16 protein-coding genes are annotated in these 16000 nt (G+C 44.9%); 12 read left to right on the plus strand and 4 right to left on the minus strand.

The genetic code is table 11. From position 1 onward, the window contains the following. Positions 1–3: 3 nt before the first annotated feature. Positions 4–810, plus strand: coding sequence for an MBL fold metallo-hydrolase (locus tag ADP71_RS04980; protein ID WP_104931628.1), 807 nt, complete (start codon positions 4–6; stop codon positions 808–810). After that, entirely contained in the window at positions 807–2087 is a 1281-nt protein-coding gene (locus ADP71_RS04985) for a F390 synthetase-related protein (protein WP_171460939.1), read from the plus strand. Before ADP71_RS04980 ends, ADP71_RS04985 begins: the two co-directional genes overlap by 4 nt. Position 2088: 1 nt before the next feature. On the opposite strand, the gene ADP71_RS04990 is transcribed toward ADP71_RS04985, so the two are convergent. The 4 genes from ADP71_RS04990 to ADP71_RS05005 all read right to left on the minus strand — a co-directional run bounded on the left by ADP71_RS04990 (position 2089) and on the right by ADP71_RS05005 (position 5913). Continuing rightward, positions 2089–3207 carry a hypothetical protein gene (locus ADP71_RS04990; protein ID WP_171460940.1) on the minus strand — a complete coding sequence of 373 codons (1119 nt, stop codon included), beginning with the start codon at positions 3205–3207 and terminating at the stop codon, positions 2089–2091. A 2-nt stretch (positions 3208–3209) separates the two neighbouring features. After that, entirely contained in the window at positions 3210–4328 is a 1119-nt protein-coding gene (locus ADP71_RS04995; protein WP_171460941.1) for an ATP-grasp domain-containing protein, read from the minus strand. 57 nt (positions 4329–4385) lie between these two features. Then, positions 4386–4946, minus strand: a complete 561-nt coding sequence (locus ADP71_RS05000; RefSeq protein WP_171460942.1) for an rRNA large subunit pseudouridine synthase E — start codon at positions 4944–4946, stop codon at positions 4386–4388. 265 nt (positions 4947–5211) lie between these two features. Then, on the minus strand, positions 5212–5913 hold the full coding sequence (locus ADP71_RS05005; RefSeq protein WP_104931631.1) for a GntR family transcriptional regulator: 702 nt from the start codon (positions 5911–5913) through the stop codon (positions 5212–5214). Positions 5914–6154: 241 nt separating this feature from the next. Between ADP71_RS05005 and ADP71_RS05010 the strand changes: the two genes are divergently transcribed. The 10 genes from ADP71_RS05010 to ADP71_RS05055 all read left to right on the plus strand — a co-directional run bounded on the left by ADP71_RS05010 (position 6155) and on the right by ADP71_RS05055 (position 15989). After that, positions 6155–7234 carry a phosphotransferase gene (locus tag ADP71_RS05010; RefSeq protein WP_171460943.1) on the plus strand — a complete coding sequence of 360 codons (1080 nt, stop codon included), beginning with the start codon at positions 6155–6157 and terminating at the stop codon, positions 7232–7234. Then, positions 7231–8490, plus strand: a complete 1260-nt coding sequence (locus ADP71_RS05015) for an aspartate aminotransferase family protein (RefSeq protein WP_104931634.1) — start codon at positions 7231–7233, stop codon at positions 8488–8490. The genes ADP71_RS05010 and ADP71_RS05015 overlap by 4 nt, the downstream gene beginning before the upstream one ends. A gap of 239 nt (positions 8491–8729) precedes the next feature. Continuing rightward, a complete protein-coding gene (locus ADP71_RS05020; RefSeq protein WP_019958951.1) occupies positions 8730–9845 on the plus strand; it encodes an ABC transporter substrate-binding protein in 1116 nt (371 codons plus the stop codon). Positions 9846–9922: 77 nt separating this feature from the next. Continuing rightward, entirely contained in the window at positions 9923–10993 is a 1071-nt protein-coding gene (locus tag ADP71_RS05025) for an ABC transporter ATP-binding protein (protein ID WP_019958952.1), read from the plus strand. Further along, positions 10990–12165: an ABC transporter permease gene (locus tag ADP71_RS05030; RefSeq protein WP_019958953.1), complete on the plus strand. Its 1176-nt coding sequence runs from the start codon at positions 10990–10992 to the stop codon at positions 12163–12165. Before ADP71_RS05025 ends, ADP71_RS05030 begins: the two co-directional genes overlap by 4 nt. Next, a complete protein-coding gene (locus tag ADP71_RS05035; protein ID WP_104931635.1) occupies positions 12165–12941 on the plus strand; it encodes an ABC transporter permease in 777 nt (258 codons plus the stop codon). Before ADP71_RS05030 ends, ADP71_RS05035 begins: the two co-directional genes overlap by 1 nt. Before the next feature lie 76 nt (positions 12942–13017). Beyond that, complete coding sequence (locus ADP71_RS05040; RefSeq protein WP_019958955.1) at positions 13018–13752, plus strand: SDR family NAD(P)-dependent oxidoreductase; 735 nt, start codon at positions 13018–13020, stop codon at positions 13750–13752. Between the two features lie 69 nt (positions 13753–13821). Then, positions 13822–14574 carry a class II aldolase/adducin family protein gene (locus ADP71_RS05045; protein ID WP_019958956.1) on the plus strand — a complete coding sequence of 251 codons (753 nt, stop codon included), beginning with the start codon at positions 13822–13824 and terminating at the stop codon, positions 14572–14574. Between the two features lie 176 nt (positions 14575–14750). After that, positions 14751–15008 carry a hypothetical protein gene (locus ADP71_RS05050; RefSeq protein ID WP_171460944.1) on the plus strand — a complete coding sequence of 86 codons (258 nt, stop codon included), beginning with the start codon at positions 14751–14753 and terminating at the stop codon, positions 15006–15008. A 138-nt stretch (positions 15009–15146) separates the two neighbouring features. Continuing rightward, entirely contained in the window at positions 15147–15989 is an 843-nt protein-coding gene (locus tag ADP71_RS05055) for an SDR family NAD(P)-dependent oxidoreductase (protein WP_171460945.1), read from the plus strand. The last annotated feature ends 11 nt before the right edge of the window (positions 15990–16000 follow it).

The raw sequence follows: 16000 nt of genomic DNA on the forward strand, positions 1-16000 counted from the left end.
AATATGGCCAGCATTCAAACATTCAAAGCAGGATTTTGTACCCATGCGTCCTGTATGGCGGTGCGTGGCAGCGGCTTGGGTTCGTGTGAATTTCCAGCGCAAGTGTTTTTGATTCAAGCGCGTGGCAAAATGTGGCTGTTTGACACAGGTTATGCCCACCATTTTTTGGATGCTACCGCACACGGTTTGTTTGCTGTGTATCGCAAAGTCACGCCTGTGTTTTTCAATGAATCTGAAGCGATGTTGGTGCAATTGCGTGAGCGCGGCATACAGCCGCAGGATTTGAGCGGCATCATCGTGTCGCATTTTCATGGTGACCATATAGGCGGCCTGAAAGATTTTCCCAAAATTCCATTAATTGTTCATGGCAAAGGTTGGCAACAAGTGCGGCGTTTGCGTGGTTTGCGCGCGCTCATCAAAGGTTTTGTGCCCGATGTCATGCCTAGCGATGTTGAACAAAGGCTGTGGTATATGGAGCAAGGCAAGAAAATTGCTTTGCCGCAATCTTTGCGCCCTTTACAGGACGCTTATGTTGTGCCCGATAGCGGTGGCGAAGTGTTGCTGGTGGCCTTGCCCGGGCATGCGGCGGGGCATATGGGTGCTTTGGTATTGTGTGACGATGGTTGGCATTTGCTGGCGGCAGATGCTGCTTGGCATCAAGACAATTATCGTGAATGGAAATTGCCTGCGGCTCCGAGTTTTTTAATCATGGACAACGCTCAAGCTTTCAAACAAACCTTGCACACTTTGCGCCAATTGGATGAGCGTGCTGCGCTCACCATTCATTTGAGCCATCAGGAGGCAACATGAAACTGTTGCGATTATTGTGGTCGTATTGGCAAACCAAGCGTTTGTCATTTCAAACTCGCCAAGCGTTAGAATCTTATCAACAACAAAAATGGCAACAATTTGCTCAGCGCACTTTGATTCACAGTCCGTATTTCAAGCCTTATGTCGGACAAGATTTGGCAGATTATCCGTTGATGAACAAAGCGGTGATGTTGCAACATTTTGATGCGATGAATACGGCAGGTCTGCGTTTACAGGACGCTTTTGCTGTGGCGATGCGGGCAGAAAAAGAGCGTGATTTTGCGCCGACTTTGCAAGGCTTTAGCGTGGGTTTGTCTTCAGGCACCAGCCACCAACGAGGGGTTTTTGTGGTGTCTGAGGCAGAGCAAGCCCATTGGGCGGGTGTGATTTTGGCCAAACTGTTGCCGCAAGGCTTGTTGGCAGGCGAACGAGTGGCTTTGGTTTTGCGGGCGAACAATAATTTGTATGAAACCATAGACAATCGCTTTATTGCATTTCAATTTTTCGACTTATTGCAGCCATTTGATAATATTTTGCAGCAATTGCAAGCTTATCAACCCTCTATTATCGTGGCACCTGCTCAAGTCTTGCGTGCTTTGGCTTTGGCCAAACAGCGTGGCGAGCATGATTTGAAGCCCAAACAAGTGATTTCTGCGGCGGAAGTGTTGAGTGAGCGCGATGCGGCATTGATCACAGAAGTCTTGGGTCATGTGCAGCAAGTGTATCAAGCCACAGAAGGTTTTTTGGCGGTGACATGCACGCATGGGCGGCTGCATTTGAATGAAGCTTTGTTGATGGTGGAGCCTGAATGGTTGGATGAAACCCGATTTATACCGATTATCACTGATTTTAGCCGCACCACGCAGCCGATTGTTCGTTACCGTTTGGACGACATTTTGCACAACGATCCTCGTCCTTGTCCGTGTGGGCAGGTGACGCGCGTCATCAGCCAAATAGAAGGGCGTTTGAACGATGTGTTGGCATTGCCTAAGGTGGGCGGTGGCGTGGTATCGGTGTTTGCCGATGCGTTGGAGCGCATCATGGCTCAAAATTTGCCATTAGTTTGTGATTACCAATTGACCCAAACAAGCGACAATAACGTGTTTTTGGCCGCAGAAGTGGTGGATATGCTGGCTTTAAACCGTTTACAGGACGCTTTAAAAGTGTTTTTACAACAGCAAGGCGTGAATGTGGCAGCCTTGCAATGGCAATTGAGTTTGACCTTGCCCGACATTCCCATGAGCCAAAAACGCCGCCGCATTCAAGTTCAAAGGTGAGTTACAAATCCATTTTTTCCAACATGGGTTTGCCAATGTAATGGCTGATGGCTTGCACCATTTTCAAAGCCTGTTGTTGCGCTATGGGTAAGTGTTTGGCATAAACGGCACTGTATTCAATGTGTGGCACCGCACCACGATTTTGCTTGAAGCGTCCTGCGCCTGCGCTCAAATTCAATTGTAAATTGTGTTCAATGGCATGGTCGCTAGCGACCAAATTATTCAAGCGGTATAAGCCTTGTTTGTGTGGCAAATCGGTATTGAAACCGAAAATTGGTGTGGTCAATTGTTGGGTATTGTGAATGCTGCCTGCAATGCCTTGTAAAACCTGATTTTCATCTTGCCAACCTTGCATATAAATTAAGCCTGCTTGATGCCATTGTTGTAAATATGTGGCTGTGTATTCGGGATTCAAACGAGAATATTTGTCCAAATATAATTGTGCATACAATGTCGCTATGGTTGCATAGTCCGCAGCACCAAATTCGTGATTTTGGCGCAAAGTCAGCTTGGTTTGGCGTTGTAAACGTCGGTCGTTGCGCCAATCTTGGTGTTGTGTTTGCGCGTGTTGCACATTGCTCAATAAGAAAATGCGCCTACTTGGAATCAACAAACAACCTTGTTGTTGCAAATAATGCAGCCATGGTGCGTGATGACAAAAATTCAACGAACGCCACCAAAGTGCATGATGCGGATAATGCCGTATGGCTTGATTCATGCAAGTATTGATGGCATCGGCATGAAATTCAGGGTACAAATTGGTGCTGACCAGCCAATTGTTCAACATCGCCGCCCGCGCAAAATGTTGGCGGCGCAAAAAGACTTTCAGGCCGCTTAAAACCGCTCCAATAGCGCGAGCGAGCAGAGGAGACAGATTGCGCAGGCTTTCTTCTTGCGCATAGTCAATGTAAGTACTCAAAGGCGACACCACCCAAGTTTGCGCGGCATCGCTGTGGCAAACCGTCATTGGCAACACATTTTTTTGGTATGGTAAAAACGCCATTTCCACTTGGTCGGTATTTCGAATCAGGGTATTTAAATCGTTTTTTAACATAATGCTTTTGAATGCTTCACTATGTTGGTGTAAACCCAATAATGAGGCAGATGGTATGGCTTGCATATTCAATCTCCATTCCACGCAAAATCGACAGCCGTTGCAGCTTCCAAAGGGATGTTTTGTTGGCGACACACACGATAAAAATAATAAGCGTCCTGTAAACTGCCCACATGATGCGACCAATGTTGTAGAACATCATCTGCACGTTGGTAATCTTGATACCATTTTTTGAGCGTTCCTTGAGCCGCTGCTTGAGGCAAGGCATGTAAATACATCATGGGCAATAACATTTTTGCTTTGGGCTGATAATTGGCGATGGGTGTTTCATTTAATAACGCATTCAGCAAAGAACCATTGTGTGGCAATAAATGCAAACCGCTGGTGGCTCTAGGATTGCATTCCAAAACATAAGCTTGATGGTCATGATTGACCATCCAATCAAAACTGATTTGACCACTGAAATTCAAAGCTTGAACCACGCGTTCTACTTGTGTTTGTATGCCTGCATGCACAATGGGATCGAAATAAAAACTGGCGCCTTTTTTATAACGGTACAAACCTTGATAGCTTTGATGTGCCAGCAAGCGTCCTGAAATCGCAAGGCTATAACTGCAATATTCTTGCCCTTGTACACATTCTTGTACCAACCAAGAGCCATTCAAAGGAATGTGTGTGGGAATAGTTTGATATGGCGATAAGGCCAATACTTGATGCCCAAAACGGCTGAACAATGGTTTGACAATTCGAGCTGTATCCATTTGCCATGAGGTATCTTGATTGTTTTGCAAGCGGACTGTGGCAGGTGCATGCAAACCCAAATCTTGAGCCAATTGATTGAACACATATTTATTGTGTAAATTTTGCAGTATCTGAAAATCTGCACACAAAATACGGCAAGATGACGGCAATAAAGCTTGAAATTTGGCGATGTAAAAAATTTCTTCGCAAGTCGGTATCAACCAATCAATCTTGTGTGTGTGTATGGCTTGTGCCAAAGTTTGAATGTAGATGTGAGGATTTTGAGCGGCAGCTGGCGTGGGAATGAAAGTGTGCGGCAATACTTTTTGGCAACTGAGCCGACCTGCTTGATGATCGGCTAAAAAAACGTGCCAAGAAGCGGCCTGAAAATGTCTGGCCCATTCCAAGGCCACTGGCGCACGCGCGCTGAGTATCAAAACGTTCAAATGCCATTCCTATCTTCAATCATCATGTCAAACATTTCAGGACGCTTAAGGATTCTATTATGGATGTTCAGTACTGTATTGCCATTGTCCTAACTCCAAACCCAATTCAAACAAATTGATGGAACCGATGCCAACACGCACCAAACGCAAACATGGCAAACCCACTTTGGCACACATGCGGCGCACTTGGCGGTTTTTGCCTTCAGAAATTTGGATTTCTATCCAAGTGTCAGGAATCGATTTGCGCACGCGAATTGGAGGATTGCGTTCCCACAGTTTTGCAGCTTCTTCATTGGTAACCAAACGCACTTTGGCAGGACGGGTCACAAAATCGCCCAAATCCACGCCACGGCGCAATTGATTCAAAGCTTCTTCTGTTGGTGTGCCTTCTACTTGCGCCCAGTAGGTTTTCACGGTTTTGAATTTTGGATTGGCAATGCGCGCTTGTAAGCTGCCATTATTAGTTAACAATAACAAGCCTTCGCTGTCGGTATCTAAGCGGCCTGCAGGGTAAAAATGAGGCACATTCACATATTGTTTTAAAGTGGGGTGTTTTTCATGTTCAGAAAATTGACAAATTACACCATAGGGTTTGTTCAAAACAATCAAATCATTCATATTGGCCATTCTATTTTTTCAGAGTAGCAAGACGAGACTGTTTTTGCATGGCCGATTGTAGCCTGCCAATGGCCTGGTCTTGCCAAGTATTCAATGGCACGTATTTTAACAGGACTTCTAAGATGCTTGAGGTCTTTGTGCTTGAAAAACGATTGGATGAGAGTGACGGATAGCGCAAGGTCGGAATGTATCACAGAGCGTTTTATGATTGACTAGATGCTCTGTGATACAAATGGATTCAAGTAAACGATTTTGAAGCGAGTTTTTAAATCATGGCTTGGTTTTCACTCAATTTGAGATTTTGTTCAGCCTCTTTCATCTGCAATAATAAGTGCCCGCCTGACATCAAATCTGCTTGTATTGCCACACGAGCCGCTTGTGGGTCTTTGTTTTCTAAGGCTTCTAGGATTAAATAATGGTAATTGATCATGTTGCGTTCACCATGTTGGTAAGCTTGAGCAATCAATGGACCAATGCGTATCCACAATTGCCTTAATACATTAATCAAAATCGGCATATTGGCAATGTCACACAGTTCAAAATGAAAGTTTTGGTTCAAAGCGATGCTCATTTTGTAGTCTTTGTTGCTGAGGGAAATTTCATTTTGTGCGACCAAATGTTTTAATTTGTTCAAGTCTTGAACGGTGGCATTTAAAGCAGCATTGGCAGCCGCCAAACCTTCCAATTCAAAACGGATGCTGCGTATTTCCAAATATTCTTGTAAGCTTAAATTGCGCACGCGAATATCGCGTTGTGATGACAAACTCAAAGCCCCTTCATGCACCAAGCGCAACAACGCATCGCGCACGGGTGTGACACTGGTGCCCATGGCTTGTGCCAGTTCTCTGATTTTCAAACGCTCGTTAGGCAGTAAAACACCATTCATCAAATCTCGGGAGAGTTGGGTATAAATCCAATCCCCTTTGTTGTCATGCTCGTGTAACACCATATCAAGCGTATTTTCCATAGTTTTTCCCTATTGCTAAATTAGGCTCATTTGTAGAATTGATGCATCGGCTAAAAAATGCAAATTTATTTTTTGTTTTAAAACAGAATCTTAAATATTTAACTTTTGTTAAGGTTTTCATGTTTATTGCTTATGATGCATCAATTTGCCTATACTGAAAACACAGTAAGACAAAAAAAATTCTTTTTGATGCAAACAGGATTTTTTTGGTTTCCATGTTAATTCGATAGAGTGAAATTGAATGCCAGCTAAAAATGATGTTGTTTCGTATAGTGAAATTGGCGAGGATGAAGGTGCCAAACAATTTCTGATGCAAGCACCACCCACAGTTGATAATCAGCAAGCTGCCAATATTGCACAGCAATATTATGATGTTGTGGCACAGGTTAAAAGTTTGGCTGGCGAGCGTGATAAAAATTTTTTATTGAAAACAGACCAAAATCATTTGTGGGTATTGAAAATCATTAGCCAAAGTGAGCAACTAGCGGAAATTGATGTACAGGTTCAAGTTTTAAAACATTTACAAAAACAAGCATGTAAAGTCAAAACGCCAGTGGCCATTGCCAGTAAAACAGGCAATGACTGGGAATGTTATCAACAAGGTGAACAGGCTTGGAATGTGCGTGCTTACACGTTTTTAGAGGGCATTCCTGTCAATCAAGTGGCGATGACATATGAGTTGCAACGTGCTTTCGGTGTGACTGCTGCGAACATTTCTACCGCTTTGCAGACGTTTGAGCATCCAATTTTGGAGCGAGTGATTTTGTGGGATGTGATGCGTTTGAGTCATTTGGAATCTTGGGCGCAAGAGGTTTTGGGTGTGGAAACTTTGGATGTATTCATTTTGAGTTTTTTCAAACATTTCAATGCTGTGGTGTTACCAAAATTACAACAATTACCGCAATATGCCATTCATGGTGATTTATCGCAAAGCAATTTGGTGGTGAGTGCAGATAATGAATGTGCGATTGATGGGGTCTTGGATTTTGGTGACATGGTCAAAGCGCCGCGCGTGGTGGAGTTGGGCATTGCTGCTTCGTATGCATTGGATACAAATTTGGAGATGCAAACTTCATTGCAACAAATTGTGGCTGGATTTGAATCGGTCTGCTCATTGGATGATGTTGAAAAAGATTTGTTGATGGATGTCATTGTTGCCCGTTTGGTGCAGCGCATTGTCATTACCACTTGGCGAGCGCAACGTTTTCCTGAAAATGCGGAATATATTTTACGTGGTACGGCTCATGCCAAAGCGGTGTTGGCAGCTTTGTTACAGCATGAGTTTGTGGCATCTCGTTACGCATCAGAAAGTACATCATGAGTGATTCAATAGAAAATTTGTTAGAGCGCCGCGCTATTTTAGGTCCAGCTTACCGCTTGTTTTACGATGAGCCTTTGTTTCCGGTGCAAGGCGAAGATGTATGGTTGACCGATCATACAGGCCGCCGTTATTTGGATGCGTATAACAACGTGCCAGTGGTCGGCCATTGCAATGGTGCAGTGGTGCAAGCGATGAGCGAGCAAGCGCAAACTTTGTGTACGCATACCCGTTATGTGCACGATGCGGTGTTGGATTATGGTGAGCGTTTGTTGGCACATTTTCCCAAATATTTGAATCGGGTGATGTTCACATGTACCGGCAGCGAAGCCAATGATTTGGCTTTGCGGATGGCGTTTGCCGTGACAGGTGGACAAGGTGTGATTGTGACAGCGAATGCTTACCATGGCGTGACGCATTTGTTGGCGCAATTGTCGCCGTCTTTGGGTGCGATTGGCGATTTCGTGCGTGTGGTGCAGCCGCCATTAACCCAAAGCGAGGATGCAGCGCAAGCGTTTGCGCAAGAGATTCGAGCGGCAATACAAAGTTTACAGGACGCTCATATCAAACCCAGTGCTTTGTTAATAGACACGGTTTTTGCCAGTGATGGTATTTTTGCACCTGATGAAGGTTTATTGGGTTTGGGCATTGATACGGCACGAGAAGCGGGTTTGCTTATTATTGCCGACGAAGTACAAGCAGGCTTTGGGCGTTTGGGCTCGGACTGGTGGGGCTTTGTCAGCGCAGGTTTCAAGCCCGATATTGTGACTATGGGTAAACCTATGGGCAATGGCTATCCTTTGGCTGGCGTGGTTGCCAAAGGTGATTTGGTGCAAACATTTGCCGATACAGGCCGCTATTTCAATACTTTTGGCGGCAATCCTGTGGCGATGAAAGTGGGTATGGCGGTGTTGAATGAATTGGAGCAACGCAATCTACCTGAGCAAGTGGATACATTGGGTGAAACCATGCAAGAAGCTTTGCTGGGTTTGAAAGAATTGGGCGTGGTCGAAGTGCGTGGCAAAGGTTTGTATTGGGGAGTGCAATTGGCAGCAACAGACACACAAACAGCGGCAGAACGTGCCAAATTTGTGGTCAATGACATGCGTCAACATGGCGTGTTGTTAAGCCAATGTGGTCCGAATATGGACACGTTGAAGATTCGCCCTCCATTGACATTCACAGCATCACACATTGAAATTTTCATTCAAACATTGAGCGCTGCTTTGCAAAAACAGTGTTTGGTGAATATCAAATAAGACCATGTTAATGGCTGCTGCGGTTTGAAGTAAGGTGTAAAGAAGTAAAAGAGCAAAATCTTGTTGGGCTGTTATAAAAGAGGGTTTGGTTATAAAAATGACCATCAATAGCAATGGTTTTTTATTATCAAGCCTCCTAATAAGCACAGTGTATTTGTGCAATCAGTATTAAAGATGGATGTGTAATTTGTTTTGTAAATTGTTTTTATCTTTTAATCAAACGGGAAGGTAGCATTACAATGAAATTGACTCACTTGGCACTTTTAATAGGTACTTTGGCCACAGCAGTTGCTTGCGGTGGTGGTTCTTCTTCAACGCCAGCGGCGGCGACGTCTGACAGCAGTTCCGCTCCCGCAGCGGCCACAACTTCAGGCGGCAAGCGTGATTTGACTGTGGCTGGTTTCGGTGGCACAACGCAAGAAGTGTTCAAACAAATTTACTTCACACCATTTGCAAATCAAACAGGCAAACCTGTATTGGAAGAGTCTTATGATGGTGGTTATGGTATTTTGCAATCGAAAATTCAAAGCGGTAATCCAAACTGGGACATTGTACAAGTAGAAGTGGAAGAGTTAATCCGCGGTTGTGACGATGGTTTGTTTGAAAAATTGGATTGGGACAAACTCGGTGGCAAAGACAAATACATTGACGGTTCTGCAAGTGATTGTGGTGTAGGCAATATGGTTTGGTCTACTATCTTGACTTATGATGGTGACAAATTAAAAGAAGCGCCAAAATCATGGGCGGACTTCTGGAATGTGGAAAAATTCCCAGGCAAACGTGCTTTGCGCAAAGGTCCTAAATACACCTTGGAATTTGCTTTGTTGGCAGATGGCGTGAAAAAAGAAGATTTGTATACCGTCTTGGCCACACCTGAAGGCTTGGATCGTGCATTCAAAAAATTGGATGAATTGAAGCCGCATTTGATTTGGTGGGAAGCTGGTGCGCAGCCATTGCAATTTTTGGCTTCGGGTGAAGTGGTGATGGCATCCACTTACAGTGGCCGTATTCCTGGTTTGAACAAAACCGAAAACCGCAATTTCAAAATGGTATGGCCTGAAAGCATTTATGCCATCGATAGCTGGGTGATTTTGAAAGACGCTGCTAATAAAGATGCTGCGATGGATTTGATTGCATTTGCCAGCTTGCCTGAAAATCAAGTGAAAATGCCTATGAATAATATTGCTTACGGTGTGACCAATAAGGCTGCTATTCCTAACGTGCCTGCCGAGTTTTCTAAAGATTTACCAACCACGCCTGCTAACCAAAAAGATGCCATTTTCTTGAATGGTGATTTCTGGATCGATAACTCAGAAGAGTTGACTGAGCGCTTTAACGCTTGGTTGTCTAAATAATATAACACGACATAAAAATAACTTCCGACCGCCTCAGGTGGTTGGAAGAGTATGGTCACGCCTTGAAGGAGTCGATTTTGAGCGATTACCACATTCGTTTTGAAAACATTAGCAAGTCTTATGGTGATGTAAAAATCATTGAAAATCTTGAATTAAATATCGAAAAAGGTGAGTTTATCAGCCTGTTAGGTCCATCTGGTTCAGGTAAAACCACTTTGTTGATGATGTTGGCTGGTTTTGAAGGACAAACTGGCGGTAACATTTGGTTGAATGAAAAATCTTTGAACGATTTGCCTTCTTACAAGCGCAATATCGGTGTGGTATTCCAAAACTATGCTCTGTTCCCGCACATGAGCGTGGGTGACAATATTGCTTTTCCTTTGAAAATGCGTGGCGTTTCCAAAGCAGATATCCAAACCAAAGTGACCAAAGCTTTGGAAATGGTGCAATTGTTGCCAATGAAAGACCGCAAACCATCGCAATTGTCAGGTGGCCAGCAACAGCGTATTGCGTTGGCACGTGCTTTGGTATTTGAGCCTGAAGTGGTTTTAATGGACGAGCCTTTGGGTGCTTTGGACAAACAATTGCGCGAACAAATGCAATTGGATATTCGTGAGTTGCACAAAACTTTGGGTTTGACCATTGTGTTTGTGACGCATGACCAACAAGAAGCGTTGACGATGTCAGACCGTATTGCGGTGTTTAACAAAGGCAAAATCGAACAAATCGGCACTCCTCGTGAGATTTATGACCATCCTGCTACACGATTTGTAGCGGAGTTTATTGGTGAAACCAATTTGTTTGAAGGTGAAATTGCCGCTGTCAATGGCGAGTTGGCCACTGTGCGTACCAAACAAGGTCAAGATATTACGGTACAAGCACAAGAGCATTTCAAAGTGGGTCAAGAAGCTTTGGTGTCAGTGCGTCCAGGCCGCATTGATTTGAGTTCGTCTTGTAGCGGTGCACAAAACAGCTTGCATGCTAAAGTCAAAGACAGTGTGTATTTGGGCGACCATTTGCGCATTCAATTGGACGAACAAGCCCACAATTTTGTGGTGCATTTGGGTCGCAAAACCAGCGAATGGGATATTGGTTCTGAAGTGGTGGCCAATTTCAATGCCAACGATTGCTGGACCATGACATCATGAATATATTAGCCAATAAAAAAACCCGTGCGTACTTGCTCATTGCGCCACTGATTTTATTCATTTTGACATTTTTTATTTGGCCCATCACCGTTGTGATGAAACAGTCTGTGTCTGACGATGCGGTTTTGGTCGTTTTAAAAGAAACCACTGACATCATTGGTAATTGGGACAAACAATCGCCACCAACTTTGGAAATGAAACAAGGGTTGGTGACGGATTTAAAAGCAGAAACAGACCAACAAAAAATCGGTGACATGGTACGCAAACTCAACAGTGAGCAACCTGGTTTCCGTACTTTGTTTACCAAGACTTTGAATGTGGTGAAAGCTTCTGATACGCCACCGGATTTAGAGACGATAGACAAGCGTTGGAGTGAGCCTCAATATTGGCACGCGATAGATAAATTGTCTTCACCAGTGACAGACCGATTCTTATTGGCTGCAGTGGACATGGAGCGTAATGTAGAAGGCAAAATTGTCAGCATGCCTGATGGTAAATCGGCCAACCAAGAAATGTTGTTGCGCACGTTTTGGATTGCGGCATTGGTAACCATTTTCTGTGTGTTGATTGGTTATCCTTATGCAGTATTGTTGGCTTCAAGCAGTGGCTGGACCAAAGCGATTTTGTTTGGTGCGGTATTGTTGCCGTTGTGGACGTCTTTGCTCGTGCGTACTGCTGCTTGGTTTATCTTGTTGCAAGACAATGGTTTGATCAATGGCGTGTTGACCACTTTGGGATTGGCCGCTGAGCCTTTGCAATTGATTTTTAACCGCACTGGTGTGGTCATTGCCATGACGCATGTGTTGTTGCCATTCATGGTCTTGCCTATTTACAGCGTGGTGTCCAACATTCCTAAAAATTTAATGCCAGCTGCCGCTTCTTTGGGTGCTGCACCTTGGCGCGCATTTTTGAAAGTTTTGTTGCCGTTGAGTTTGCGTGGCATTTTGTCTGGCATGTTGTTGGTGTTCATGACGGCCATTGGTTATTACATTACGCCAGCTTTGATTGGTGGTGCGAGCGACCAAATGATCAGCTCGGTGATTGCTTACTACGCAATGGGAGCAGCCAACTGGGGCATGGCAGGCGCTTTGGGCATGGTGTTGTTGGTAGCGTGTTTGATTTTGTATTTTGTCTACGCTCGTATGACCGATGACAAACCAAGGAAAGCATAATGGGAAAAATCATTAAAATTTTATTTGCCATTGCAATCGTGACTTTCTTGATTGCACCTTTATTGGCCATCTTGCCATTGGGTTTTACTTCAGGCGGCTTTTTGACTTATCCCGTGCCTGAGTGGTCTACCCGCTGGTTTGAAGTGTTGTTTACCAATGAAGCTTGGAAGCGTTCTATCATCAATAGCTTGATTATTGGTTTTGGTACGACTGTTTTGGCAACGGTATTGGGTACGATGGCGGCTTTGGGTTTGCGCCATCAAGGCATCATGTTGTCAGGTCCGATTCGTACCATCTTCATCTTGCCGATGGTGATTCCTGCGGTGGTTTTGGGTGTGGGCATGCAGTTGTTGTTCGGTCAATTGGGCTTGGCCAATACTTATATTGGCGTGATCATTGCACATACTGTGGTGGCGATTCCTTTGGTATTCATCAGTGTCAGTGGCTCTTTGGCTGGCATTGATACTCGTGTGGAATTGGCGGCAGAAAGTTTGGGCGCCAGTCCTAAAACGGTTTTGGCACGTGTGACTTTGCCTTTGGCAGGACCGGGTATTATTTCAGGTGGCGTGTTGGCATTTGCCACATCTTTGGATGAAGTGGTGTTGAGTTTGTTTGTGGCAGGTCCCAATCAACGCACCATCGCGCGCCAAATGTTTTCGACCATTCGTGAAAACATCAGCCCTGCGATTGCCTCGGCGGCTTTCTTGTTCATTGTTGGCACCATTATCGTGGGCATTTTGACTGTGTTGATTCAACGCCGAGTGAAAAATGCTTAAACCTTGTCTGAGTCATAAGCCAGTGATGTAACAATGAGGGCAGGGATGCCCTCATTTTTGATGAAAGGAATGAAATATGGATACCAAATACATGTTGCTCACAGGTGCCAGTCGAGGCATTGGACATGCGACTGTGAAAGTGTTTCAAGAACAAGGTTGGCGTATTTTGACCGTTTCACGCCATCCATTTTCAGAAGCGTGTCGTTGGCCTGCTGCGCGCGAAAGCCACATTCAAGCTGATTTGGGTGATTTGGACGGCATAGAACAGTTGGCGCAAATCGTGCGTGAAAAATTGCCCAATGGTCAGTTGGCGGCGTTGGTGAACAATGCGGGTATTTCACCCAAAGGTGAGGGCGGCAGTCGTTTGGGTGTGTTACATACTGACGCGACCACTTGGATGCAAGTGTTGAATGTCAACTTAATTTCTACCGCTTTACTGGCCAAAGCTTTGGCACCTGAATTGATTGCGGCCCAAGGTTCAATTGTCAATGTCACCTCGATTGTCGGTTCGCGCGTGCATCCGTTTGCAGGTGTGGCTTATGCCGCTTCTAAAGCAGGTTTGGCAGCGTTGACGCGTGAAATGGCGCATGAATTTGGACCTTTGGGTGTGCGGGTGAATGCCATTGCACCGGGCGAAATCAGCACCGATATTTTGTCTCCTGGTACCGATAAGTTGGTGAAAGATTTGGTGCCGATGCAGCGTTTGGGCACCACAACAGAAGTGGCCAAAACCATCCAATTTTTGTGTTCGGATGCTTCGTCTTATATCAATGGCGCAGAAATACATATTAATGGTGGTCAACACGTTTAAAGCGTCCTGTAAACCGTTACAGGACGCTTAAAGGGCTATTTTCACACCATAAAATCACAAAGGACACACATGTTAGCGCAACACATTTCAGAAGTTGAATGGCAAGCCCGCTGTGAGTTGGCGGCATTGTACCGTTTGATGGCACATTTTCGCATGACCGATTTGATTGACACGCACATCAGCATGCGTGTGCCGAATGAGCCGAACCATTTTTTAATCAATCGTTATGGCATTTTGTTTGACCAGATGAAAGCGTCTGATTTGGTCAAAATCGACCATGATGGCCATATTGTAGAAGCATATGATGAAGGCAAAAATGTCAATGTGGCAGGTTTTGTGATTCATTCAGCCATTCACCATGCCCGCCCTGAAATCCATTGTGTGATTCACACGCACACGGCCGATGGCATTGCGGTATCGACTCAAAAAGACGGCTTGGCGTTCATCAGCCAACACGCGATGAAGTTTTACAATCGCATTGCTTACCATGATTTTGAAGGTGTGGCGACAGATTTGGATGAGCGTGAACGTTTGGTGGCAGATTTGGGTGACAAGCGCACGATGATTTTACGCAATCACGGCTTGCTCGCTGCGGGCATCAGTACCCATCAAGCGTTTCACGACATGTTTTTCTTGGAGCGTGCGTGTCAAATTCAAGTCAAAGCTTTGTCTATGGGTGGACAAATGACTTGGCCGTCGCCTGAAGTGTGTGAGCACACGGCGCAACAATTTGACGAAGAAGACCATCCTGAATATGTCAAAATGGCATTTGAAGCGGCCTTAACTTTGATTGCAACACAAAAAGCGGATTATTGTTCTTAAGTCGATACTCAGCCAAAAGCGTCCTGTAAAGATTACAGGACGCTTTGTGTTGGATGATGGGTATGTTGTTTCATGTCTATTGCATATAGAAATCTGTGTTGCTGTACTTGTCAGCCACGATGGTGACACTTAATATTACATGGTAAAAATTGACTCCATACTGCCTAAGGAAAGCCATGTCTTTGTCTGCCATTGATATTGCATTTTTTGTGGTGAATAAAATGCACACATTGAAAGCGCCATTAGTGTTTGCACGATTGGAAGAGGATGTCCAATGTCAGCATTTTTGGGATACCCATCATGCATCATTTGCCAAATTGATGACCACATATTTGCAAACACATTGCCAAACTTTGCGTTTGGACTTACACAAAAAAAACAAACTGTTGCGCTTTGCCCAAATCAAGCCTGCTCGCAATCGTACCATTCATTGATTGGTTGGATTGAAAACTGTTTGTATGCATTGAATCAATCTGTCACATGAGGCTTATCAATGGTTTACAGGACGCTTTTGACAACATATAAACCTTTCATCGTGCTCGAAAAAAAGCTATTGACCAAAAGGAAATGAAATGGGGCAAGAAACGCAAACGCTTTACAATCAAAAAGTCGTGATTACGGGTGCTGCGCGCGGCATGGGTGCTTTGTACGCGCAAAAAGCCGTGGCGCAAGGGGCAAAATATGTGGTGTTGTGGGATGTGGATGCGCAAGGTGCGCACGCGTTGGCAGTAGATTTGATGACACAAGGGGCGAAAGTGTTGGTGGTGTCTGAGAATTTGGCGCAATTGGATTCTATTCGAGCTGGGGCGCAGCAAGTGAAAGCGTTTTTAGATGTGCCTGATGTGTTGATTAACAATGCAGGCATAGTGCGAGGCAGCTTGTTTTGGGAACATGACAGTGAAAAAGACATAGAATTGACCATGCGCATCAATACTTTGGCACCGATGTGGTTAACGCGCGAATTTTTGCCTGAAATGTTACAAGACACGAGCCGTCGCAAACGCATTTTGAATGTGGCTTCTGCGGCAGGGACTTTGGCCAATCCCAATATGAGCGTGTATGCCGCGTCCAAATGGGCAATGATCGGTTGGAGCGATTCTTTGCGTTTGGAGTGTCAAAAAATGGGGCATACACATGTGAGTGTGACCACGTTTTGCCCAAGTTATGTGTCCACAGGCATGTTCGATGGTGCCAAAGGGCCGTTATTGACGCCTATTTTAAATCCGACCCAAGCTGTTGAACGTGCTTGGCGTGGTATGTTGCAAGGCAACGCCATGGTTTATACACCTTGGACGGTCAAATTGGCCATGGCATGTCGTGGGGTGTTGCCGCTGTGTGTTTGGGATTGGGTGGCTGAGAAAGTTTTTGGCGTGTATGCCAGCATGGACGAATTCAACGGCAAACCGACGGTGTAATGGGGTTTGAT

It is taken from the genome of Vitreoscilla sp. C1 (assembly GCF_002951955.2).
Classification (GTDB): domain Bacteria; phylum Pseudomonadota; class Gammaproteobacteria; order Burkholderiales; family Neisseriaceae; genus Vitreoscilla; species Vitreoscilla stercoraria.